The organism is Legionella longbeachae (assembly GCF_004283175.1).
Classification (GTDB): domain Bacteria; phylum Pseudomonadota; class Gammaproteobacteria; order Legionellales; family Legionellaceae; genus Legionella; species Legionella longbeachae.
In genome coordinates this window covers 209,144-232,886 of record NZ_RXNW01000001.1, presented here as the reverse complement: position 1 = coordinate 232,886, position 23,743 = coordinate 209,144, and the positions used below count along the sequence as shown (strand labels likewise).

The window sequence follows — 23,743 nt, the reverse complement described above, 5'->3', positions numbered from 1 at the left end:
AAATCATAATTTATATCGAACTCACGTTAACTACATTATACTTCATAACAAAGAGTATTGTTGCTATAACTACAAGTAATCTGTCAACCTTTTTGTAGATAATTCAATGGATTGACAGGAACACCTGACTTTCTTATTTCAAAATGAACACCTATATATTTATGGTCAATAACACCTGCTTCCGCAATAACCTGACCTGCCTTAACATGTTGACCCTCAGCAACCATGACTCTGGCATTATGACCATAAGCAGTTAAATACCCATAATTATGTTTAATAATAATTAAGTTACCATAACCTGCCAGGCCACTTCCAGCATAAGCTACTACACCACTTGCTGCTGCAAGTACTTTTTCACCTTTTCTACATGCAATGTTTATGCCTTTTTTACCTTGATCAGGAATAAATGTGGTCACGACACGCCCACTTACTGGCCATAACCAGCCTGAAGCAGAACGAGCATATCGATTCGCAGGTGAATGGATTACTACTGGCCTGGGCTTAGGAGGAGGATAATACTGCGGCTTATATGTGTTAAAATTGCGCGAAACTCGCTTATGACGCGGAATATTTCGTAAGTTAATGACTTGCCCGACTCTCAAAGAATAAGGCGGATTAATATGATTTAAACGAGCCAAAGTCTTAAAATCAGTATCATAACGAAATGCGATTGAATAAAGAGTCTCACCGCGTTTCACAATATGTTCTTTTTGAGAATACCATCGTAACTCGCTAACCGGTGCCCAATTTTTTCCGCAACCAACCAAGAGCAGTGGGAAAATAAGGTATAAGAACTTTTTAAAAAATGAACTTATCATCGAGTACCTCAACCAAAACCTGAATAATTCTGTTGAGCTTTGCAAAGATTTCTACTATTCCTGAAATCGTTATAGCTAAAAGCCCAAGTAGATTGTTCAGGTTAAATTAACGTGGGTTTGACACAAAAAAAGCATGGAAATGCCTTTTATGCCGCTAAACGCACCTTCTCCTGTAAAATGCTCAGCATTTATACGAGATCTGGTTTTAATAAAACGGTCGCTATAATAAAATAAAACCATTTTTTATAGCGAATTAACACCAAATTATGCTTCTTGAACTTGGATACCATTAAGCCAATGAGCTAACTGATCAAACAATTTATAATTTGTCATATCTAAATGAAGGGGTGTGATCGAAACATAGCCTTCATTAATAGCATGAAAATCAGTTCCAGGTCCTGCATCAGCTTCCGCCCCTGGTAAACCAATCCAGTAAATAGGCCGCCCTCTGGGATCAGTATCCTTGACAACAGGCTCTGCTCCATGACGCGTTCCTAATCGAGTGACTTGCAAACCTTTTATTTTATCTAAAGGTAAATTAGGGATATTAACATTGAGAATAGTCTGTGAGGGCAACCTATGGGTACTAAGTTGCATCACCAATTGTTTCGTAATGATTGCTGCTGTTTCATAATGTTGAATATCATGACCCACCATTGAAATTGCAAGTGCGGGCAATCCCAAATAACGACCTTCCATAGCAGCTGCGACTGTACCTGAATAAAGGATATCATCACCTAAATTTCCACCCTCATTAATTCCAGAGACAACCATATCAATTTCAGAGTTTAAAAATCCAGTTACTGCTAAATGCACGCAGTCAGTTGGAGTGCCCTCGACGCTGTAATATCCATTTTCCAGTTGTTTAACTTTTATTGGTCGAGATAATGTTAAAGAATTACTTGCACCACTTCTGTTTCTATCTGGGGCAACCACTTCAATGTCTACAAAAGATGAAAGCTCTTTAGCCAAGATATTAATTCCAGGTGCAAAAACTCCATCATCATTACTGATCAATACTCTCATGATTAACTCTTGGGTGATTCAAACCATCTAACCACTGCCAGGTGATCAGCTAAATCTTGTTTCTTCTTCATTAAACTTGCTTCCAGGTTTTCATTATTTCGTTCGGTATTTAATTGACTTTGCTCTTTAGCGATAGCTTCTTGCAAGGCTATAATTTTTTGGCCAAAGCCTTGGGGACTCATCTGTAATTTATATGCAAGCTCGTTCATACGAGTAGCAAGCGCTTCCATGTGTTCACAAGATAATCCCTGGGGTTGTCTCTCCGGGCAGGCTTTCAGTGCTTGTTGTAATTCATCAGGATGCGTTTGGTAATAATATTCGTTTTTTGCTGAGCAAGAGGCCAATCCCAACGTAATTAATAGTGCCACCCAACATTTATTCATACTCAACCTATTGTAAACTACAAAACACCAATATTATCATTAGACAAACTCTAACGCCATCTGTATGAGAGAACCATGCTTGATTTTAAATTGCAACGTGATCCACAAACTGGTGAACAATACCTCGAAACTTCCATTTGTGGTAAACCCCTTCTAACTACACCACAGCTGAATAAAGGCACGGCATTCACCAATGAAGAAAGAAAAGAATTCGGCTTATTAGGCAAGCTTCCTCATCGAGTTGAAACAATCGATGAGCAAGTGAAACGCGCGTATTTACAGTATTCAAGTTATACGACACGCTTGCAACAAAATATTTATCTGAATAATTTACATGATAAAAACCAAATTCTTTTTTATAAGTTAATTATCAAGCATTTAGGTGAAATGTTGCCTACAATTTATACCCCTATTGTAGGTACAGCAGTAAAACGCTTTAGTCATGAGTACAGACAACCTCGAGGCTTATACATTTCCCATTCCGATAAAAATCAAATTGAAGAAATACTAAAAAATCGATCTAATCCTGAAATTGACGTGATCGTTGTAACGGATGGTGAGGGCGTCCTGGGTATTGGTGATCAGGGTATCGGTGGCATGGATATTCCAGTGGCAAAATTAATGGTCTATTGTTTATGCGGTGGTATTGAACCAACACGAACATTACCTATATTTCTTGATGTAGGTACAAACAACCAAGATTTATTAAATGATCCAATGTATTTGGGATGTCGTCATCCACGCATTAATCCAGCAGCATATGATGATTTTATTTCTGCTTTCGTTCATGAAATTCACAAGCAATTCCCCAACGCTTTTTTACATTGGGAAGATTTTGGACGAGGTAATGCACGTCGTATCTTGGAAAAATTCCAAGATCAATTATGTACTTTCAATGATGACATTCAAGGAACGGGTGCCGTAACCTTGGCTGCCTTATTAGCTGCTTGCGATGTAACAAATTCAAAATTACACGAACAGCGCATTGTAGTTTTTGGTGCAGGCTCAGCGGGCACTGGTATTAGCGACCAAATTGTTGATGCTATGGTACGTGAAGGAATTAGTCCAGAAGAAGCCTATCAACGCTTTTGGCTAATCGACAGACAAGGTTTATTACTTAATACTGACCCGGATCTTACTGAAGCTCAAAAAGCTTATACTCGTGATCCTAGCGAAATCGCACAATGGGCAATTAATGAAAAGCATCATCCCTCACTCACCGATACCGTGAGACATGTTAAACCAACCATTCTTATTGGTTGTTCTGCTCAGCCAGGAGCGTTTTCGCAAGACATCATAGAAACAATGTCCTCTCATTGTGAGCGCCCCATTATTTTTCCACTTTCTAATCCAGATGAACGATGTGAAGCAAAACCAGCAGATATATTAACCTGGAGTCAAGGAAAGGCATTAATTGCAACGGGTACAGCATTCCCTCCAGTAGAATTTCACAATCGTATGGTACAAATTGCCCAATGTAATAATGCGTTGGTATTCCCGGGAATAGGTCTTGGAGTGCTTTCTGTAAATGCTACTCGACTCACCAAAGAGATGATTTTGGCTGCTGCGCATGCTCTATGCAAATTTGCACCCAGCAAAAAAGAAAGTTACCTTCCCTTACTTCCTTCCCTGGACGATGCCCAAACAGTTGCTAAAGAAATTGCTATAGCTGTAGCGCGTTGTGCTATTGACTCAGGGTATGCTCAGAAAAATCAAGATGCTGACCTGGAAAAAGTAGTGGTAGATATGTTTTGGGAACCCCGATATTTACCGTTTAAATTTATAAAACCCTGATGTAATTTCTGGATAAAAGCAAAACGAAACCTGGTAATATTAGTGTTATTACCAGGCTATCCTTCGGCGTTACTTTTTCCCGGTTTTTACAAAATTCACTTTAATATTTCTCAACGTCGCACTCGAGGGCTCCCAAGAGCGCGCATATTTCAATTGAATTTCAGTACTTTGAGGAAAGTTTACTCCTTTTTGTAACGTAAAAATAAAATGCATTTGCCCCCCAGCGCCCATCAGTTTAGTTTTTGGCTGTTCATATGAACTGTTACTTAGGGTCAATAACTTTTTATTGTATTGAACAACAGACCATTGAAAACCGGTAGTTGGATTTGCCGGTAAAGTGACTTCAAAACTTGGACTACTCACATTAACATTTAGAGTCGGATTATCGTTTGCATAACTCATCGTTGAAATACCAAAAAATAAACAGCTAAGTACCCTTTTCATTGATAAACTCCTTTTGTGCTCTGTAACTCAGTTTAGACTATTTAATGAATAGCAGCTAATATCAAAACCTGAACATGCTGTAAATCCAATAATCCTTTACTTTTCATTTTATTTTAAATATTAATCTTGATCTTAAAGCATAGAAAAGCGATTATCTTATCTTTTTTAATCACAGTTAGGAGCGCGTGTGGACTACGAAACCATGGAATTTGATGTTATCATCGTAGGTGCAGGACCGGCGGGGTTATCTGCTGCGATTAAACTAAAACAGCTTGCGCTCAACGCACAAAAAGAAATTTCCGTTTGTATTTTAGAAAAAGGAGCCCAAGTTGGAGCACATATTCTTTCAGGAGCCGTTCTAGAGCCGAGAAGTCTTAAAGAATTACTCCCTGGTACCTGGCAAGAAGCTCCTTTAGATACACCTGTCAAAGAAGATTTTTTTTATTTTCTAACTCAAAAACATTCATATAACCTTCCTACACCCAAGCCTATGCACAATGAAGGAAATTATATTATAAGCTTAGGCGAGCTTTGTATTTTTCTTGCGGAACAAGCAGAGGCTTTAGGTTGTGAAATTTATCCCGGCTTTTCTGCAGTAAATGCACTTTATAATGATCAGAATCAAGTAATTGGGGTAGCAACAGGTTGTGTTGGTCTCGATAAAAATAAAGAAAAAACTCATAATTATCAGCCTGGAATGCATTTACTTGCAAAACACACTTTATTAGCAGAAGGTTGCCGTGGACAACTTAGTCAACATTTAATGTCGCATTATCATTTAAGGGATAAAGTGAATCCACAAACTTATGGTTTAGGTATTAAGGAAATATGGCAGGTCAAAGCTGAACAACATAAACCAGGACAAGTCATTCATACAGTAGGATGGCCAATGGATCATGCAACTTATGGCGGTTCATTTGTCTATCATTTATCAAATCAACGTGTTGCTCTTGGTTTTGTAGTGGGTCTTGATTATAAAAATCCATGGTTAAATCCTTTTGCAGAGTTTCAACGTTTCAAAACACATCCGTTAATTAAACCTATGCTGATGGGTGGTGAGCGCATCAGCTATGGCGCCCGTGCACTTAATGAAGGCGGATGGCAATCTTTACCAAAGCTGACTTTTCCTGGTGGCGCATTAATTGGTGATGCAGCAGGCTTCCTTAATGTTCCTAAAATTAAAGGAATACATACCGCCATGCAGTCAGGAATGTTGGCGGCAGAGGCATGCTTTGAGGCTTTGCAACAAGAGAATCCTAACCCAACTGAGCTCACCAGTTATACTGAAAAAGTCAAAAATTCCTGGTTAGAAAAAGAACTGTATGCCGTACGTAACATAAGACCAGGGTTTAAATATGGACTTTTGCCAGGTCTAATCAATGCTGCTTTTGAAACTTATATTACTCGAGGACATTCTCCCTGGACACTTACTAATCATGTCGATAACAAAACCTTAATTCCAGCAAATAAAGCAAGAAAAATAGACTATCCAAAACCTGATGGCGTTATTACTTTTGATAAACTCTCTTCAGTATTCTTGGCAAATACGTATCATGAAGAAAATCAACCTTGTCATCTTGTATTGAAAAATCAACAAGTGGCAATTGACATCAATTTGAAGGAATATGCTTTTCCCGAAGGCCGTTACTGTCCTGCTGCAGTATATGAAATAATTGCAGAAGAAAAGGGACCCCGATTACAAATTAATGCGCAAAATTGCATTCACTGCAAAACATGTGATATTAAAGATCCGCGACAAAATATAGTTTGGCATGCGCCTGAAGGTGGAGGCGGCCCCAATTACTCTGGAATGTAATCTTGTCAAAAGCTGAGTATGAGCCTAGCCGCCCATTTTCTTGCCTAAATCCCTCTGGTTAAGAGCAGAACTTTAAGCAATATTTGCCAGCCCTTTCATTTGGTGACAAAGCAGATGTTCATCTTACATTTTGATTATTTCTGCTGAAAACCAAGTTTAGGTCTGATGCATAGGATTATAAATAAACAGGAAGGTAAATATGTTTCGATATGAAGCACCCAATCCATATAATAATGAAGGATCATTTTTTTCATTCTTAACTTCAAGTTCTGTTTCCTCAAGCCACAAAATTGGTAAATTAGTAGTACCAGCACAATCGCGGGAGCCCAAAACTATAGGTGAAATGACCTTGAATCAATTTGCTCATACAAATGGCCTTGTTATTCAAGGTGGATATGTGGGTACACATGATAGTGCAGTTTTAGATACAATTGAATTAAAGCCAAAAACAGAATCCAACTCTTCTCTTGGAAACCAACATTTTATTATTAAATTTAATGGAAATGGGATGTTTTATCAGGATGTATTACATGATTTTGCCTATGATGCAAACAAATTAAACGTAACCATCATTGGCTTTAACTATCGGGGTGTTGGCAACAGTAAAAAAACACCTGAGACCTTCCAAGATCTGGTAACTGATGGTATTGCACAAGTGCAACGCTTGTTAGACAGTGGTATTGATTCAAAAAAAATTACCTTAGATGGATTATCGCTTGGTGGTGGTGTCGCCACAATGGTGGCTAGTCATTTTCATAAAATAGGTAAACCAGTTTATTTGTGGAATGATCGTTCTTTTGCTTCAATCTCAAAAGCAGCTGCTGGTGTTATTGCCCCCGAAATAGATAATATTTTTGGTGAGACTTTATCAACATCTTTTGAATACACATCCTGGAGTTTAATGAAACCTGCAGGATGGGATGTTAATGTAGCTAAAGCCTATAACGAAATTGCAGATGAGTACAAAAATCATATGTATGTAGCTAAAAAATCAGCCCTTTCTTGCGGTGATGGTGTAATTGCTCATCGAGCATCATTGCACGAAGGAGTAAAACAAGATGAAAAGAAGAGAGGAATTAGTACTGCTCATAAAGTATATGCCCAAAATGGCTTTTTTGGTGGCGGTCATAATATGTCGCGAAGTGATTTAGTGAGTGCAGAAAATACTTCTCTTACTGGACAAGATCAATTCGACAATTTTATTAGAAATCACACTAATTACAGCTTCTAAAATCAATGAAGGGGCAACATTTTACCCCCTTCTAACCTCACACTCCATGCCTACTAAATTAGCGCTGTTTTTATCTATCTTTGTTTTTCTACTTGGGCTAAAAATGATGCATATTTGTAAAAAACCTTCCTGAGCTAACATTAAGCCACTTTTATCGGGGATAGAATTAAGTAGCATTTAGTAAAAACAAACTTAACCTAGAGCGCCATTTCCTTTTATATAAGCATGCATCCATACGAATAGCCATTGTCTGTATTTAAGCCAGAATTTTCTTCGTCTGTTGTTGGCTCCTTAGCCTCCTTTATCGTCTTATTGGTCACTTCATTAATCATATCTTTTTTAGGTTGAGGAACCTTTTTTTCAAAAATTTGTCTTGCTTTTTGCATTTCTTTTTCGTCCTCTAAGGAATACCAAATCAGCTCTGTACCATCCAAGAAGTTAATTTGGTAAGTCGCTAAATGAGTGTGTTCAAAAAATCTCCCTCGATAGCTACTTTTTGATTTTTCTTCATCATTTATATTTACATGGATCCCCGTGACTGGTTTTCCTTCAAAAGCTAATTTCATTTGTTGTTTTAAATCCTCATCAAAAAATAGAGAATTAGCTTCCTCAAATACTTTTTTATATTTTTCTATATTACTTTTTATTTTTAGTTGCTTAAATATGTTCCATTTAGCATCTAATAATTTTTCTGCTTGATTTAATTGCCAAGACATGTAAGGGGACATAAAGTTCATCCAGCGAACTATAAGTTTCTCAAGCCTTTTTAAGCAGTTCACATGATTATCGAAACTACTAGAGTCTTGCTGTTGGTCTTTGATAATGCTTTTAAATTCTTGATTTAAATCAATTAATGCTAATCTTTGCGATTCAGAAAGCTTCATTTGATACGTCCTTATATTAATTGAAGCCCAATCGTATTCAATATAAAAATTGATTGCAATCGAGTATTCAAAAATTCTATGAACCAATGTTCAATATCTTCTTGAAAGTTAACAAAAAATACAGGAACTTATGAGCCAAATTAGTACAATATGAGCCTTTTAAAGTGTAGGAATTTATCAAATGAAATTTAGTCCCACTACGAACCCAGAGCATTTGCAAGTGATAATCAAACCCACATTAAATAGATTAGTTTTTAAATCAGATGAGGAACTCGCAGAAAGTCTAAAAACACTACCTAAAGAAATAGATTTTGATGTACCCGATGAAGAATTCAACACTATTCTCTATCTTGCAGCTGCAAATAACCACATAAAAACAGTAAGCTATTTATTATTGGAAAAAAAAGTGAATCCCAATATTAAAGTATCTGAAGATTTAACCGCTGCCCATATTGCTGCTGCAAAAGGATATATTGATATATTAGAGAAATTAGCAGGTTGTGAAAATATTCAATTTAATGAAAAAGACCGATACGGAGAAACACCTCTATTTCGCGCTATAGGGAATGCCCCAGATGAAAAACTTTTAGAAATTATACGTTTAATTATTAACAAAGCCCCTTCTTCAATTTCAGTTCCGAATGAAGATGGAATTTCCCCTATCGAACTAGCACTTCAAAGACAACATCTGCCAGTAATTTATTTACTCTTAGAAAATGGTGCTGATGTTAACAAACGTTGCTGTATGACTGCTGCAAATATGATGATGTCACAAAGCGTCCCGAGCAGAAAATTAGCTAATGGTTTCGTATTTTTTACTGGTTCGACGGAAAATGATAATTTACGCCAATGCGCTAAATTAATTATCGAAACATATAACAAACAACATCTCGCTGAGAATGTTAAAGAGTTGGCAATAAGCAACAGGCTCAACTAATTTTAATTAATTTCTCAGGATAGATATTGTCTAAGCAAATAAGCTTTAACAATATCTTCCTTTCCTTTGATTGAAGCCTGGGTTAGTTTTTAATTCACGCTATTAATAACAAAAATCATCTTTTGTGATGGTCTCTGGGTGTTCCTAAGTAGTAGTTCAAGACTTCAATATATTGTAATGTCTATTAAAAAATATCTGAATTGTATTTTTTTATAATAATTCATCAGGGTGTGTTGATAATTCGTACTATTCAATACATCTACGTTGCGGGAGATCCGAATTTGAATTGTCAAAAATCCTTAACTTGAATTAAAAATAAATCTTCATGGAAGTCATTATTAGGGTCAGGAAATGTGCCATTTGTAAAATTTACGTATTTTTTTAACTTTCTTTAAAAACCATTATTAGAAATGTCGTAGAATCTATTCCTTTACAGAACTACCAAGAATTTAAGTAACAAGAGAAATAATGACGAAGATCAAAAAATTAATAATTGTTTGTACCACCGCTTTACTACATCTGACTAATTTTAATTCAATAGCCGCAAATACTGACAATCCCAATCAGATGGAGGTATTTTTAATTTCAGATCCTCATGTGGACATTACAAAACGTCAACCAACTCGAATAAATCCACAGCCGAATATTTCTGAAGAGTTAGATCCACAAAGTTTTAAGTTTTTAATAGCGAAAATAGGCGAGCAAATCGACTCGCATCAAGAACAAAATCCTGCTGTTTTGTTGCTCGGCGACTTACCCGCCCATAACGCATATAAACGTAAGACCACTCGAGATAATATTAGTTTTGTTTTTGAGCAACTTTATGAAAAAATAAATCCATACCCATATTTTTTTGTTTTTGGTAATAACGATTCTTTGCAAAGGAATTATGGCCCTTTTACCTATAAAGACCAATCTGCTTTCGATTTATTACAAAACGTCACAGGTAACAATGATGGATTTCTCTCTACAGGCCTAAAATGTCCTTTTGATGTTAAGCCTTGCATCAGCAATGAAAATAAAAACTACGGTTATTACTCTTCTTATTTAGGAGATCATCTGAAGCTTATTTCACTAAACAGCGTTGTATTTGTATCTAGACCAAACTTCTCCCCTTCTCGTGATGGAGCTAAAGAGGAACTTCAATGGTTGGAAAAGGAAATTAGAACAAGTAAAGCAAACCATGAGAATATTCTATTAGCCATGCATGTTCCACCTCAGAATTGGGAATCAATCTATAAAGAATCATTCATAAAAATAATAAAAACTTATCCAGAAATCATACTTGGTATGGTAGCAGCTCATACTCATTTTGATGAGCTTCATGCGATTAAAAGTGAAAATAAAAACTTTGTAATCCCAATCATATATTCAGCATCTATTGGATCTGATCATGGCAACGCTTCTTCCTTTAAAATTCTTAATTTATCAAGAAAAAATGACACTGCTTCATGGCAATTGAAAAATTATGTCACTTATAATTTTATTGGTTCTACTGCTGAAAAAAGCCAGCTCAATCTATACTATGATTTTAATCAAGCATTTTGTTTGAATTCTTCTACAGAAAATGTCAGTAATTGCCTCAAAAAGCATATTCGTAAAAATAAATTTGATAATGCAACAAGCATCTTGATGAGTAAACATTATACCGCAGGAAATCCCAATAATAACCAAAAGATCAACACATCTTCAAAATGGCTCATGATAATAAAATAATGAATCAACATTACTATCATGAAAATAGCAAGTCGAAACTTTTGGCTCACTCTATTTTTGATTCCCATGACAGGATTTACGATGTCATTATATCGATTTAGTACCCATGATATACGTTGGATTGACGATAGAGTGCTTAACTAATAAAACAAAAGTTTCATTTTATTGCTTCCCAGAACGCAATATGGGCACCCGTAGGATCTACGACCACTGCAAATAGACCCATATCACTAAATTGGGTAACAGCGACTTTTACTGTAGCACCATGCTTGATCGCCTTGTCTAATGTATCCTTTATATTTTCTACCAAAATATATCCCATCCAATGAGGTGGAATTTTATCATGTCTCTCAATGGGTATTTCCCAAATCCCTCCTATCGATTTATCGCCTGTACTTGTTCTAAATAAAGTGTAGATCATATCGCCCACGGCTTCTTCAGTATATTGCCAGCCTAATACATGCCTATAAAACTCTTTTGCAGCGATAACATTAGTGGTCGCTAATTCATTCCAACAAAACTCACCCAATTTTGACGTGCTCATGTTGATCTCCCTTATTCATTTCGGATTTAGCAATAAAGGTACTCCTATATGTTGTCCTTGGTGAAGTAACCGTAAGAAAAAATGCAGAATTCCAGAGCTTCCTACCATCAAATCTGCTGTGGCAACATTAGGATCTTCAGCTAACCAATAATATGACCCTGTTTCCGTTGTTTTTCTCATTGCATAAATAAATTTTGCTAAAAATGAAGCTCTCTCGAGCCATTCCTCTTCACCTAATACACGAAACGCTTCCAAATAAATATCACCTAAACCACTTAAGCCATGGCATTGACTAAGATTAGGATAGCGCAAATTAATAGGATGAATCCTTAATGCTTGACGAACTAAATTTGCATACTCCTTTTCATTGGTCAACTCATATAGTCTTAAAAACGTCAATGCAATACCTGGGCCGCCATGACACCACCAGCGCCACATAACTGGTGTTTTTGTGTTGTAAGTCCACATGATTATAGAGTCGTCATCTATTTGCTGATGAATTGCCTGGCTCTGTAACCAGTTTATTGCACGTAGGGTGCTTGCCCAAGCTACACTGTCATTTTCTCGCAGAGAAAATTCCATTAGAAAATAAGCAATACCTGCAACACCATGAGCAAAACCAGATAAAATTTCTCCTGACATTCCAGTCACACCTTTGGGCATTATCCAAGAGCCATCAGCTTGCTGGCTTGCAATTAAATAATCAGCACATTGCCTTATATTTTCTTGAAATGACTCTATGCCCAAGCGGTCGAAGCAATACATTCCTGCTACCCCCTGGCCCGCAGCGCCATGCGTGATATCAGGCCAATCTACAGTTTTATTCAAACAATTATAAATTATTTTAATTAACGACTCATCGAAGCTTTGAATACCTGTCGATATTGCCTCTGTCAAAGCAACACCTACACCTGCTGCTCCGAAGTGTAATCCAGGTAAAGCACTATCCACTGTATATTGATTTGAAATCAACCAATTTATAGCCTCCTGGACTCTTATCTTGCCTTCTTGAGGTAACAATCCAAACTGAGCCAATCGGCTCAAGGCATAAACAACTCCAGACACACCTCGGTTAGCGCTGCGTCGAATATCATAGTGCTGAGTATAACGATGTTTGATTTGATGTTGCGCTCCATTTTCTATTGATATCGATAACCAAAGGCCGTTTTCAGATTGAATGGAGCCTGAATGCAATAAACCTTGAGTTCCGTGTACTAGTATATTCTGGATTTCTTCTTGAGTGAGCAATGTTTCCTTTGGACTTTTTATTTGTTTTAGCTTCAATTCTGAAATTGACTGTGCAAGAACCGAAGAAATAACTTCAAGTGAAGGACGAATTATGGGATTGCTATTGGTACAGTCTATTATGATTTTTAGTAATGGCAGCGGAGCACCTTGGGTTATTTCCTGTAAGCCAGCAAGGAAACCATCACCATTCTTATGGACAATACGGCGAGGATCAATACCAGTTAAGACTAGCAGCAATACACATCCAATTGCATATAAATCATCAGCGATGGCTGGAGCTTCCCGTTTTTCTTGTTGTGGTGACATAAAACCGGCGGTGCCGAGTCCGAACGCAGGAGCAGGATCATCTAAAGCATGACATAGTTCTAAATCCAGCAAATAAAGTTTGTCATTCTCAGCAAGCCAAATATTGGATGCAGTTAAATCACGGTGTACATAGCCCATCGCATGCAATTGACTAACAACTCGTATAAGCTTTTGATACCAAGTAAGTAATAGTATTTTTTTATCGAGCGAGAGAGCACCAAAGCTGGCCCCATTTAATGTTTGCACAGCAAATGTTTCAATGCTCTTGCCTTCAATCCACTCTAAGGGTAAATACCCATCCCCTTCGACTTCAAAATAATCATCAGCAAATGGAGTAGGGAGATGTTGACTAAGATTAGCGTGTAGTTCGGCTTGCCGTTGTAACCGAGTGCGCATATCTCTATTGTAATAGTCAGACATACAGAATTGTTTGCCCTGCTTGAGAACTTTTAATCCAACAGAATTTTGGCTACGTAAATCCAATACCTTGAAAATCGCTCCTTTGGGTTGATCCCGTATCATGTCCAAAATTAAATAACCAGGACCAAATAATTTAGTTGGTTTACCATCCACAATGTGTATGGATTCAGTCAAATTATGATCTTGCGTTAATTCAAGGCACCAATTTTTAAATGGATTTTCTACTCCATCAGGGCATTTGAATGGAACTTGATATTCATCAATTCGTAGCGATTGATCCGGTGCATAGATCATAAGTCGCGTTATTCCCAAACGATCTTGTTTAATAATTGGATTAAAGCCACCGTATCGTGTATAAATGATATCCCCTAAACGCATGTCTGAGATAATACGAGGACCAAGCATCCCTTGAGTTAATTGAACAAGCTCTTGGGCTAATTGCACTGCGTGCTTATCATCTTGAGGATAAATAGTCATAAATTTACCTATTTGAGTCCTACCTAATTCTCCTTCATTGAGATAGCCTAAGGTCATAAAATCTTTTGCGATTTTAAAGGAAGGCACTTTATGCTTTAAAAGAAAAGGAATAATACAGTTGAGTAGTCGGATTGCTTCTCCTGGAATGGTGGAAATATGCAATTTCCACCCCTGTATGCGATCCGTTTTCCCAACAGATGCCCAAGGACCACGTAATTGGGGCTCCAAATTAAATGAGCGTAGATAATTTGCATAATCAATATCTTGTGCACGGTAATTAATAAACTCTTTATTTTGATCACTGTATGCCATAATTGTTCCCTCATAAATTCATAATTCCGTTTATTGCATTTGAAGATGAGAGGTATAACCACAGCTGTTCCCACAGGTTGAACCACAGCTATCTCCAGAACAAGTCACATCACAAGTGCTACCACCGCACGTGCTGCCACAAGTTCCCGTGGTGCAACAACAAGTCACATTTTCGTCACATATTAAATAGCCACTATTAAATCTTGCAGAGTCCATCACGGCTACTCGCATTTTTTCTTTGGTATTTGTTGTTGTACTGCAAGTAGGGCCACAAGTACTTTCAGTACAGGTTTCTCCACAGGTTTGCGGACAATCAAAATATGGAGTTCTATTGCTATCTTCTCGTGTCAATGGCATTTGCTTGACTAATCCTTGCACGATAGCTTGAAGGTTCGCATGTAGAAATAGCCCATTATTTGAGGGGTCCTTTTTCTGTAATTCTTTTACGGCTTGTTCTGGTTCAAATACAAGTTTATGAAAAAAATCAGGATCTTTTTTAGCACGGTCAATCAAATGGGTAATTTGTTCCTTGTTCATGATATCTTCCTTGACTACGATTGCTAAATAGAAAAACTTTGGCAAGCCACGTTATTGACTTGCCAAACAAGTTGATAGTGTTCAATTTTAACGAACTCCTCCGCCTCCTCTTCCAAATTTTTCTTGGACATTTGTTGTGTAGCCACAACTTTGCCCACAGGTATTATCACAACTGCTGCTGCAAGTATTACCACACCCCTCCAGGGCTGAACCAAAGTCACCAAATCCAGCGGCCCTTGTTGCTCTCTCTCTTTCAAAAGTGAGGTTGGTGGTGTACCCACAGCTTTGACCACAGGTATTATCACAACTACTGGAACAAGTATTCCCACAACCATCCAAGGCATCTTTAAGATGAGAAAAATAAACTCCGCCTTTTAATTTTTCAACCGCAGTAATATTTGTGGTGTATCCGCAACTTTGCCCACAAGTATTATCACAACTAGTCGAGCAAGTGTTACCACAACCATCAAGGCCCAATATATTTGCAAAAAGTTCTTCTATATTTGAAGAGACTATGCTTCCACGACTATGCCTGTCCAAATTATCAAGGGTACTTAATACTTTTTCGGGTTCAAAAACGAGAGAGTGGAAAAATTTTGGGTCTTTTTTGGCGCGTTCTATTAACTCATTAATCGCTTTTTGATCCATGATTATCTCCTTATATTTAAATAATAAAATTCCTTTTACAGCTACAGCTTATACAGCTAACCGTTTTAAATTTTTTTTATTATGTAAATAACTGCAGAAAAACACGGCCTAATTGATTAAATTTTGAACACATCTTAATAATATTAGGTACATTTGCATTTTTTGTCAAGAAAGGGAGTTTTTGAAAATAGAAACAACTACATTCTATGATTATTGACCCAGCTTCGAAAATTTTTGCATCCCCAAAACCAGGGGATGCAGACAATTGGCATCCCGATTTATGAAAAAGAGTGAAACCTTTTTATAAGCTGGGCTACAAATCATCAGCTAATAAATACTGCACCTACCTCCCAGAATTTTAATACCCACTATTAAAATTTAATTAACAATTTTAAGAATACGCTAAGGCTTTAGCCATAAAATGGTCGCTATTAGTTCAATAAGATCAAAAGGAATTCAAAATTGAACTGATGAATTTTTTAACCTAGTTTTAATTGGAGTTGTCCATGCATAGCAAAACAGAAATATCAAGCAGCAAACGTTCGATCATTAATCATGAGCATTTGATCAGCGATGAAAATTACATGATTGGAATTTATAGAACTGGTGGTGATTTATCAATTTATGCTGAATCACCAAAGGGAGTTGAACATTTCCATATAAGTCGAGGAAACAGTCTTGATATGGTTATTTTAACAGAGACTTTAGTAGGAACATGGGTACACAATCAATTATTGCGAACTGTGGAACAAGCAGAACAGATCCGCGCATTAAGAATGAGATCTCATGAGTACATGGAGCAGGCAATTACACGTACCGAATGCGAACAATTCAAAGAAGTATTCATTGAGGCTTGCAAACAAAGGATAAGCAATCAATCAGAGATTGATTATTATTTGCAAACCGCTTTAAATAAATTAAGCGGTGAAACAGAGATAAGTTATAGACCCAAACTGGCAGAGCAATGCAGTATTCTCTAAATTTATATATAAATTAGCTCGAAGCTTTAAGCTTCGGGCTATCGTAAAGAATTTGACTCATTTGCAAACCTCGTTGTTCTCAGCTATACCTCAAAAAGAAACCGTTAAAAAAGTCATTTAACGTGGGTTATGAATAAGCGATTTTATTAGAGAACCAGCTCCGTTCATGCTGAAGAGATGTGTAAGCCTCCGTCTCAAAGCCTATACACGAAGTCGAGAAGGAGGCTGAATCTGAATAGATTCCTTATCCAAGTTGACGTTACTTGCATCTGCGGTTCGCTCATATAGGTGGCGTTTTATGGACAAACTTAATCTCAATTTACTACGCGCACTGCATGCATTATTAACCTGTCGCCATCTTACTATTGCAAGCAAAAAAATGGGGATAAGCCAATCCTCAATGAGTGTTTATTTGAAGCAACTTCGTGATCATTTCCATGATGATCTTCTTGTTCGCGGTCAAGGCAATATCCAACAATTAACTCCTTTAGCAAATTCATTGATAGGAAAAACCCGAGAAGCGATTTCGCTGATTGAAACCTTATTTAATACTACGGAAACGTTTGATCCCTTAACCTCAAAAAGAACATTTTCAATTGGGATGACTGATTTATTGGCAATTTTATGGACTCCAGATTTGATTCGTCAATTGGAACAAGCTGCTCCAGGAATAAAATTGAATATAAAGCATCCTAATTATTTAAATTCTGTGGAAGTGTTTGAATCCGGAGATATTGATTTGATGATTGGCATGTTCGAAGGAGTCCCGGAAAACTTAAAACAACAAAAGTTACTCCAGGACGAAGCCGTCATAGTTGGAGACAGTCATCATCCAGGTATCCAAGACGGGAAAATCACCATGGACGAGCTATTAAAATACCCATTAATTCAATTTTCATTAAGAGAAACCCCTTTTTACAATTATTTTGATCGTTATTTAAATAAGCTAGGACATGACAAGCGGGTTTCCATTAGCCTAGGGCAAGGAATCATGCCTTTACTTGTGCTCACTGATTCCAATTATCTTACTTTAAGTATTCGTCGCGTTGCTGAAAAGATATCTCATTTCATACCATTAAGCATTGCTTCAGTACCCTTTGAGGTTGACAGTTATCATTGTTATCAATATTGGCATCAAAAAGACGATGTTGACCCGGGACATCGCTGGTTAAGAGAACTGGTTCTGTATCAAGCTAAAAATGCCTATAAATGAGAGCTACTTAAAGCTAATGAAAAACTAACTCTTGAAAGGTGGTTTATCTTTACCTTTTTCCTAGAAGACCATCACGAACTGAGGGCCTCAAAAATATGAAAGCGTTTTGTCCCTACTCGGTTGAACAGACCTAGTGATTGGGCTATTAAATTAATACAAATTCGTTATGTGATTGCTCTTTGACTTTGTCCAAAAGCACACAAGAAGATGAACTTATTGATAAAAAATTTTTTATGATATTTAAAATTCTATCAATAAATGATCCAATAACCCCGTCATGCACAATAAATTGTTTTATATCCTCTGAATCTCTATATTTTTTAATTTGTTCTTGAAAAGTGAGAATTACTATTTTTGCCCCTTCATCACCGCTCAAATTATTTTGTCTGGCATTTTTCATAATTTGAATGAGCATTTCAGGAAGGTAATTCATAATTTCCTTTCTTTTTTGTAAATTATTTAATGTCATATTGTTGGGATAAAGCCATTTCGTCCATATATTTTTTAACTCATTATGAATCTTATCTTGTTCCTTAATTAAATCATCAAATATCTCATTTAATAGTTTTATGCTCATAATATTCCCACTTATAACCAAATATAATGTCTTATATTTAACCAATTAAACCGATAGAAATCCAATTAATTATATTCGTATGTTATATAATTTTTTTAAATATCCGATGTAAGACAAGACACACGAACAAGTTAATACTGTAAGTCCATGATGGAGCACATTCAATTTATCAATAAGTCTATAACTACGAAGCCATCACAGGGGATGCAATTTCATCGTGTTGATACTTATTCTGAAGCATGATTACAGCATCAAATAATTGCTCTACGTCCCCTTTTTCAGCCCAGAAGCTTTGGAAAGCTAAAGGATGCATGGTAATTATATTCTTTTTAGAAATTTCAATAGCAGGATATTCTATTATGTTTAATAATTTTTTTAAAAGGACAACTTTATCCTTTGATTTTTCATCTTGGATACTGACATTTTTTTCAAATGTATCTAATTTGCGCTGAATAAGTGCTGACAAATAATTTTTTGCTTCATTTACCTCCATCTTTCTAATTACAGCGCTGTAATCACAACGTGTAAACATTCGATGATGTTGAGGTTCTTTTTCATCATTCTTGATGTTTGCATGCATTTCAACCTGCTTTTGATTTGCCCTGGCATCTTGTTCCAAATCCGGCTCACTGATATAAAAGCATGCTTTTATTTTTTGTTTTTTATTCTGGGGCATAACTTGCCATAAGATATCCAACGCAGTTAGCGCTAGTGCTGTTATTGCAAAAGCTGAACCAGCTGCAGGAGCAACAGTTGGGATAAGCATCACAAAAATAACTGCTCCTAAAACAGCCGTTAGTAAGCTCAGAACAAAGGCATTATTTAAGGTAGCCTGAATATAATGAGCATGTTGGATACTTCCTTTAGGTGACTCAGAAGCTCTATATAAATTGACTCCAATCATCACTAATTGGCTGGCTAAACCGACAATTAAACTGCTAAAGAAAAACCAGGGGCCTGCAGCAAAACTAAAACTTAGAATTTCAGATAAGGCGGCGCCATAAAGTGAAATACTCGCTAAAGCAGCACAAGTCATCGAAGTAATAAAAAATAACCACCGATCAAAATTTTTATTATTAGCTTTTGCCAGCTGATATCCATTGGCCAAGGCATTTAGTGTTAATAAAAAGCCTATGAAGGGAAGCATGATATAAAATAAAGGCGAGGTGCGAAAAGCTGCTGATAATCTTGCATCTGCCATAGTGGCAAATAAAGCCATTTCCTGTGTTTCTCGAATGTATGTAATCGCTTTTTGGAAGTAACTCACAAATAAATCCTCCTGATCATTTTATTATTGATCCTTTAAAATTAAAACCACATGGTTTTACTAAGGCGTGTTGACCATTAATTCCCACCGCCTAGGTACCGGACTTGTTCCCGGCATCCAGGAGATAGCCCTATTAAAAATGAACCGAATAGATTACTCTAATCGTTTGATTCATAAGAGCAACCCCATGATATAACGACTCTAATATCAAGTAGAAAATGAGTTTGCAATGGCTAGACTGAAGCTCAATGATGGGCTGTGGTCAAACCCAAAGGACATCATGCTACGACATCAGATTTATGACAAGCCTAATCTGCGTATGCGTGTTGGCTGTCTCCTTTGCGAGATCTACCCATAGCATTTGGATGCTGGAACTCTATCTATTAACAATTCAATCGTTGGTCCTCAAAAAACAAGTTGATCAAGATTTTTAAAGATCTCACACATGATCCTTATCTTGAATGGGAATTTATTGATGGCAGTATCGTTAGGGCGCATCAACAGAGCTCAGGTGCTGTTGGAGATGAAAATCACGCGATTGGGAAATCCGTTGCTGGCAATACAACAATAATCCATATGGCAGTTGGTGCGTGTGGCTTTCCTATTGAATTTTAATTGGCTGGAGGTGGGGTACATGATGCTAAAGCAGCTCCTGATCTTATTGAAAAACTCCCTAAATCTCATTACACCATTGCAGACAATGGTTATGCGGGGATGAATTGGCAACACGCTTTACTCTTACTTACCTACAGGGGTTGCTGCATGGAATAATCGTAAGTTAGTTGATCTTGGCTCAATCACTACACCAAGCCTCCTTAATTGACGCCCCACGGCATACCCCTGAGAGATAGGTCACGAAATATGAGTATAATTTTTTTGATGTGCATAATAAGCTGTGATCAAATAGTGTTTGACGACATTATTATGTACCCAGGCACTTGTCCCATGAGTTTCCAAAATTGACAAACTACAATCGATTTGTAGAATGAATGCCATCCACTCCCATGCCCTTTATTTTTTTATGCACATTCAAAATAGTAGCATAGCCTACAGGACTTCATACTAAACTCGGAGATAAAACTGATGGTTTTCAAGCTCATTCTCCCAAAGTAATGGCTGCTTTATCCCTGGTTTTTCTAGTGAGTGGGGTTTGAAATTACATAAAACTTGCTTTATCAATGGGCCGTACAAAATCAGTAAGAGAATCCTCACAATAATTAAACTTTGTGAAGATCTCTCAGAAAAAGATCGCAGGATATAAGGGTAAAGATAGGTTTCGGCCGCTCCTCAGCCAGAACATACCTTTACTTAATCGCTGCATTAGAAAAAAACTCAAAAAAATCAATAAGTTATCAGTAAATCCGAAATTATTGCTCGCATTTCCTACATTAATAAATAACTTAAAATCATTGCCTCAAATGAGGAAAGAGGATTACATCCCGGATTGACTGCGAATTGGTAAATAACATCACCAATCGATCAATACCTATACCCTCTCCAGCAGTAGGAGGCAATCCATATTCTAAAGCCTCGATATAATCACTATCAAAATGCATTGCCTCCATATCCCCTGCATCCTTTTCCGCAACTTGCTTACGAAAACGCTCTGCCTGATCTTCTGCATCATTTAATTCAGAAAAACCATTAGCAATTTCACGGCCAGCAATAAAAAACTCGAAGCGATCAGTCAACTCAGGATCCTGATCACTGCGGCGCGCCAAGGGTGATATTTCTGTAGGGTAACCTGTTATAAACGTAGGCTGAAATAATTGGTGTTCAACTGTTTCTTCAAATAAAATAATTTGTAATTTACCTATCCCATCCGTTTCCTTAAAGGGTAATTTTTTTTCTTTCAATAAAGCCCGGCAAGCAACGACACTTTCTAACTGATTCACGTTAATTTCAGGATGATAATGTAAAATGGCCTCTTTTACAGTCATTCGTGTAAATGGCTTATCAAAATCAAGAATTTGGCCTTGATATTCTACCTGGCGCCTTTCTAGTACAGAATCACAAAGATAACGGATCATTTCTTCAGTAAAGTTCATCAAATCCTTATAGTCTGCATAGGCTTGATAAAACTCAACCATTGTGAACTCAGGATTATGACGTGTTGAAATACCCTCATTACGAAAATTACGATTTATCTCATAAACACGCTCAAAACCACCTACCACCAGGCGTTTTAAATAAAGCTCGGGGGCAATGCGTAAATACATGGTCATATCTAAGGTATGATGATGGGTAACAAAAGGGCGAGCTAAAGCACCACCAGGAATAGGATGCATCATTGGCGTTTCAACTTCCAAGAAAAAACTCTTATCCATAAATTGTCTGAGGGCTTGAATTAATCGCGATCTTATTAAGAAAGTTAAACGACTTTCATCGTTGGCAATTAAATCCACATAACGTTTACGATATCTCATTTCTTGATCGGCTAAACCATGGAATTTATCCGGTAAAGGTCGCAATGATTTGGTTAATAATTCAATCCCTTCTGCATTTACAGTAAGCTCACCGGTATTTGTTTTAAATAATTCGCCTTCGACACCAACAATATCTCCCAAATCCCAATGTTTAAACTGTTCATATTGTTCAGGAAGATCATTAGCTCGGATATATATCTGGATGCGTCCAGAAAAATCCTGGATATGGAAGAAGCTGGCCTTACCCATAATACGTCTTAATACAATGCGACCTGCTACAGTAACTTTAATATGTTTCTCTGCTAAAGTTTCCTTGTCTAATGAGTCATATTCTTTTATGAGTTCCTGAGCTAAATGTTCACGACGAAAGTGATTTGGAAAATTAAAACCCTGTGTTCTTAATTCCGCTAATTTTTGTTTACGAATGTGATAAACTTCACTTTCATCTAAATGTTCTACTTGTTCTTCAGTCATGCTGCCCTACTCCTGCCTTTAAACTGGCTTCAATAAATTGATCTAATGCACCATCCAAAACAGCCTGTGTGTTACTTGTTTCAACTCCGGTACGCAGATCTTTAATACGAGATTGATCTAAAACATAAGAGCGAATCTGGGATCCCCATCCTATATCAGACTTGCTTGCTTCCAACGCTTGCTGCTCTGCATTTTTCTTTTGCATTTCCAATTCATACAACTTGGCACGCAATTGCTTCATAGCCTGATCCTTATTGCGATGCTGGCTTCGATCAGTCTGACATTGTACCACAATGCCACTTGGTGCATGCGTAATTCTAACCGCAGAATCAGTTCGGTTAACATGCTGCCCCCCTGCTCCAGAAGCCCGATATGTATCAATTCGTAAATCAGCTGGATTAATTTCTATATCGATATCATCATCTATTTCCGGTGAAACAAAAACCGCGGCAAAAGAGGTATGACGTCTGTTACCTGAATCAAAAGGTGACTTCCGTACTAAGCGATGCACCCCTGTTTCAGTACGCAACCATCCAAAAGCATACTCACCTTGAAAATAAATGGTAGCACTTTTAATGCCTGCGACGTCTCCCGGTGAACATTCAATCAGTTCAGTAGTAAATCCATGCTGCTCACCCCAACGTAAATACATACGCAATAACATTTCAGCCCAATCTTGTGCCTCAGTACCCCCAGATCCTGATTGAATGTCTAAATAGGCATTAGAGTCATCCATTTTCCCTGAAAACATACGCCGAAATTCTAAATCAGCCACTTTCTTTTCTACAGTCTGTAATTCTTCACTAATTTCATTAATTGTTTGCTCATCACTTTCCTCACGCGCCATTTCAAACAATTCGTTTAAATCAGTAATCGATTGACCTAATTGAGTCAAGGTAGAAACAAGGGCTTCGAGCTGAGTTTGCTCTCGACCTAATGCCTGGGCTACTTCGGGGTTATCCCAAATTGTAGATGATTCTAATTCACGGACAACTTCTTCCAAACGTTCACGTTTAGCATCGAAGTCAAAGATACCCCCTAAGCGCTGCTACTCGCTTATCCAAGTCCACTAGATTAAGACTAATTTGGTTTACTTCTAACATAAATGTCTCTTAAAAAATAATGGCCAGGTTACTCTCTCAGTTTTGTAACTGATGTAATGACGCCGAACTTAAAACTCAGTTCATTACATATGATCTACGATTTTATATGAGAATAACCAAGATAAACTTGGGATTTTACCGTGAAAACAGGTAAAAAAACAG

Annotated in this window: 20 protein-coding genes and 1 pseudogene; 8 read left to right on the top strand and 13 right to left on the bottom strand. The window is 37.1% G+C overall.

Translation table 11 applies throughout. From position 1 onward, the window contains the following. Positions 1-83: 83 nt before the first annotated feature. The 3 genes from EKG34_RS00910 to EKG34_RS00900 form a co-directional block, all read right to left on the bottom strand. The gene (locus tag EKG34_RS00910; RefSeq protein WP_003632149.1) at positions 84-818 is read right to left on the bottom strand and encodes a peptidoglycan DD-metalloendopeptidase family protein; all 735 of its coding nucleotides are present in this window, start codon (positions 816-818) and stop codon (positions 84-86) included. 264 nt (positions 819-1,082) lie between these two features. Beyond that, positions 1,083-1,844 carry a 5'/3'-nucleotidase SurE gene (gene surE / locus EKG34_RS00905; protein ID WP_003632150.1) on the bottom strand — a complete coding sequence of 254 codons (762 nt, stop codon included), beginning with the start codon at positions 1,842-1,844 and terminating at the stop codon, positions 1,083-1,085. Between the two features lie 2 nt (positions 1,845-1,846). After that, the gene (locus EKG34_RS00900) at positions 1,847-2,227 is read right to left on the bottom strand and encodes a hypothetical protein (protein ID WP_003632151.1); all 381 of its coding nucleotides are present in this window, start codon (positions 2,225-2,227) and stop codon (positions 1,847-1,849) included. A gap of 75 nt (positions 2,228-2,302) precedes the next feature. On the opposite strand from EKG34_RS00900, the gene EKG34_RS00895 reads away from it, so the two are divergent. Continuing rightward, a complete protein-coding gene (locus tag EKG34_RS00895) occupies positions 2,303-4,021 on the top strand; it encodes an NAD-dependent malic enzyme (RefSeq protein ID WP_003632152.1) in 1,719 nt (572 codons plus the stop codon). A 69-nt stretch (positions 4,022-4,090) separates the two neighbouring features. On the opposite strand, the gene EKG34_RS00890 is transcribed toward EKG34_RS00895, so the two are convergent. After that, positions 4,091-4,465, bottom strand: a complete 375-nt coding sequence (locus EKG34_RS00890) for a protease inhibitor I42 family protein (RefSeq protein ID WP_003632153.1) — start codon at positions 4,463-4,465, stop codon at positions 4,091-4,093. A 187-nt stretch (positions 4,466-4,652) separates the two neighbouring features. Here EKG34_RS00890 and EKG34_RS00885 point away from each other — a divergent pair, with 187 nt between their 5' ends. Together EKG34_RS00885 and EKG34_RS00880 are read left to right on the top strand one after the other, a co-directional pair. After that, complete coding sequence (locus EKG34_RS00885) at positions 4,653-6,281, top strand: electron transfer flavoprotein-ubiquinone oxidoreductase (protein ID WP_012978996.1); 1,629 nt, start codon at positions 4,653-4,655, stop codon at positions 6,279-6,281. A 199-nt stretch (positions 6,282-6,480) separates the two neighbouring features. Further along, positions 6,481-7,512 (top strand): alpha/beta hydrolase, encoded by a 1,032-nt coding sequence (locus EKG34_RS00880; RefSeq protein ID WP_003632155.1) that lies wholly within the window; start codon positions 6,481-6,483, stop codon positions 7,510-7,512. 215 nt (positions 7,513-7,727) lie between these two features. Here EKG34_RS00880 and EKG34_RS00875 read toward each other — a convergent pair whose 3' ends face one another. After that, positions 7,728-8,396 (bottom strand): hypothetical protein, encoded by a 669-nt coding sequence (locus EKG34_RS00875; RefSeq protein WP_003632157.1) that lies wholly within the window; start codon positions 8,394-8,396, stop codon positions 7,728-7,730. A 181-nt stretch (positions 8,397-8,577) separates the two neighbouring features. Between EKG34_RS00875 and EKG34_RS00870 the strand changes: the two genes are divergently transcribed. Together EKG34_RS00870 and EKG34_RS00865 are read left to right on the top strand one after the other, a co-directional pair. Beyond that, a complete protein-coding gene (locus EKG34_RS00870) occupies positions 8,578-9,333 on the top strand; it encodes an ankyrin repeat domain-containing protein (protein WP_003632159.1) in 756 nt (251 codons plus the stop codon). 468 nt (positions 9,334-9,801) lie between these two features. Then, entirely contained in the window at positions 9,802-11,049 is a 1,248-nt protein-coding gene (locus EKG34_RS00865; RefSeq protein WP_049774972.1) for a metallophosphoesterase, read from the top strand. Positions 11,050-11,206: 157 nt separating this feature from the next. Here EKG34_RS00865 and EKG34_RS00860 read toward each other — a convergent pair whose 3' ends face one another. The 4 genes from EKG34_RS00860 to EKG34_RS00845 all read right to left on the bottom strand — a co-directional run bounded on the left by EKG34_RS00860 (position 11,207) and on the right by EKG34_RS00845 (position 15,541). Then, positions 11,207-11,593 carry a VOC family protein gene (locus EKG34_RS00860; protein ID WP_003632164.1) on the bottom strand — a complete coding sequence of 129 codons (387 nt, stop codon included), beginning with the start codon at positions 11,591-11,593 and terminating at the stop codon, positions 11,207-11,209. A 15-nt stretch (positions 11,594-11,608) separates the two neighbouring features. After that, the gene (locus EKG34_RS00855) at positions 11,609-14,356 is read right to left on the bottom strand and encodes a class III lanthionine synthetase LanKC N-terminal domain-containing protein (RefSeq protein ID WP_003632165.1); all 2,748 of its coding nucleotides are present in this window, start codon (positions 14,354-14,356) and stop codon (positions 11,609-11,611) included. A 30-nt stretch (positions 14,357-14,386) separates the two neighbouring features. Beyond that, positions 14,387-14,893 carry a hypothetical protein gene (locus EKG34_RS00850; RefSeq protein WP_003632166.1) on the bottom strand — a complete coding sequence of 169 codons (507 nt, stop codon included), beginning with the start codon at positions 14,891-14,893 and terminating at the stop codon, positions 14,387-14,389. Positions 14,894-14,980: 87 nt separating this feature from the next. Next, positions 14,981-15,541 (bottom strand): hypothetical protein, encoded by a 561-nt coding sequence (locus tag EKG34_RS00845; protein WP_003632167.1) that lies wholly within the window; start codon positions 15,539-15,541, stop codon positions 14,981-14,983. Between the two features lie 506 nt (positions 15,542-16,047). Between EKG34_RS00845 and EKG34_RS00840 the strand changes: the two genes are divergently transcribed. Together EKG34_RS00840 and EKG34_RS00835 are read left to right on the top strand one after the other, a co-directional pair. After that, positions 16,048-16,521 carry a hypothetical protein gene (locus tag EKG34_RS00840; protein WP_012978994.1) on the top strand — a complete coding sequence of 158 codons (474 nt, stop codon included), beginning with the start codon at positions 16,048-16,050 and terminating at the stop codon, positions 16,519-16,521. A 298-nt stretch (positions 16,522-16,819) separates the two neighbouring features. Further along, complete coding sequence (locus tag EKG34_RS00835) at positions 16,820-17,734, top strand: LysR family transcriptional regulator (RefSeq protein ID WP_003632171.1); 915 nt, start codon at positions 16,820-16,822, stop codon at positions 17,732-17,734. 145 nt (positions 17,735-17,879) lie between these two features. Here the strand turns inward: EKG34_RS00835 and EKG34_RS00830 are convergent, their stop codons facing one another. Both EKG34_RS00830 and EKG34_RS00825 read right to left on the bottom strand, forming a co-directional pair. Continuing rightward, on the bottom strand, positions 17,880-18,311 hold the full coding sequence (locus EKG34_RS00830) for a hypothetical protein (RefSeq protein WP_012978993.1): 432 nt from the start codon (positions 18,309-18,311) through the stop codon (positions 17,880-17,882). Between the two features lie 184 nt (positions 18,312-18,495). Further along, positions 18,496-19,578 carry a hypothetical protein gene (locus EKG34_RS00825; RefSeq protein ID WP_012978992.1) on the bottom strand — a complete coding sequence of 361 codons (1,083 nt, stop codon included), beginning with the start codon at positions 19,576-19,578 and terminating at the stop codon, positions 18,496-18,498. A 229-nt stretch (positions 19,579-19,807) separates the two neighbouring features. Here EKG34_RS00825 and EKG34_RS00820 point away from each other — a divergent pair. Next, positions 19,808-20,286 (top strand): annotated as a pseudogene (locus EKG34_RS00820) (transposase); the annotation flags it as partial. A gap of 698 nt (positions 20,287-20,984) precedes the next feature. Here EKG34_RS00820 and lysS read toward each other — a convergent pair. Both lysS and prfB read right to left on the bottom strand, forming a co-directional pair. Continuing rightward, positions 20,985-22,478 carry a lysine--tRNA ligase gene (gene lysS, locus EKG34_RS00815; protein WP_003632179.1) on the bottom strand — a complete coding sequence of 498 codons (1,494 nt, stop codon included), beginning with the start codon at positions 22,476-22,478 and terminating at the stop codon, positions 20,985-20,987. Then, positions 22,471-23,581 (bottom strand): peptide chain release factor 2 gene (prfB, locus tag EKG34_RS00810; RefSeq protein WP_105166037.1). Its coding sequence is split into 2 segments (ribosomal slippage): positions 22,471-23,505 and positions 23,507-23,581, totalling 1,110 coding nucleotides; the frame shifts between segments, so codons are not numbered across the junction. Before prfB ends, lysS begins: the two co-directional genes overlap by 8 nt. Positions 23,582-23,743: the final 162 nt, after the last annotated feature.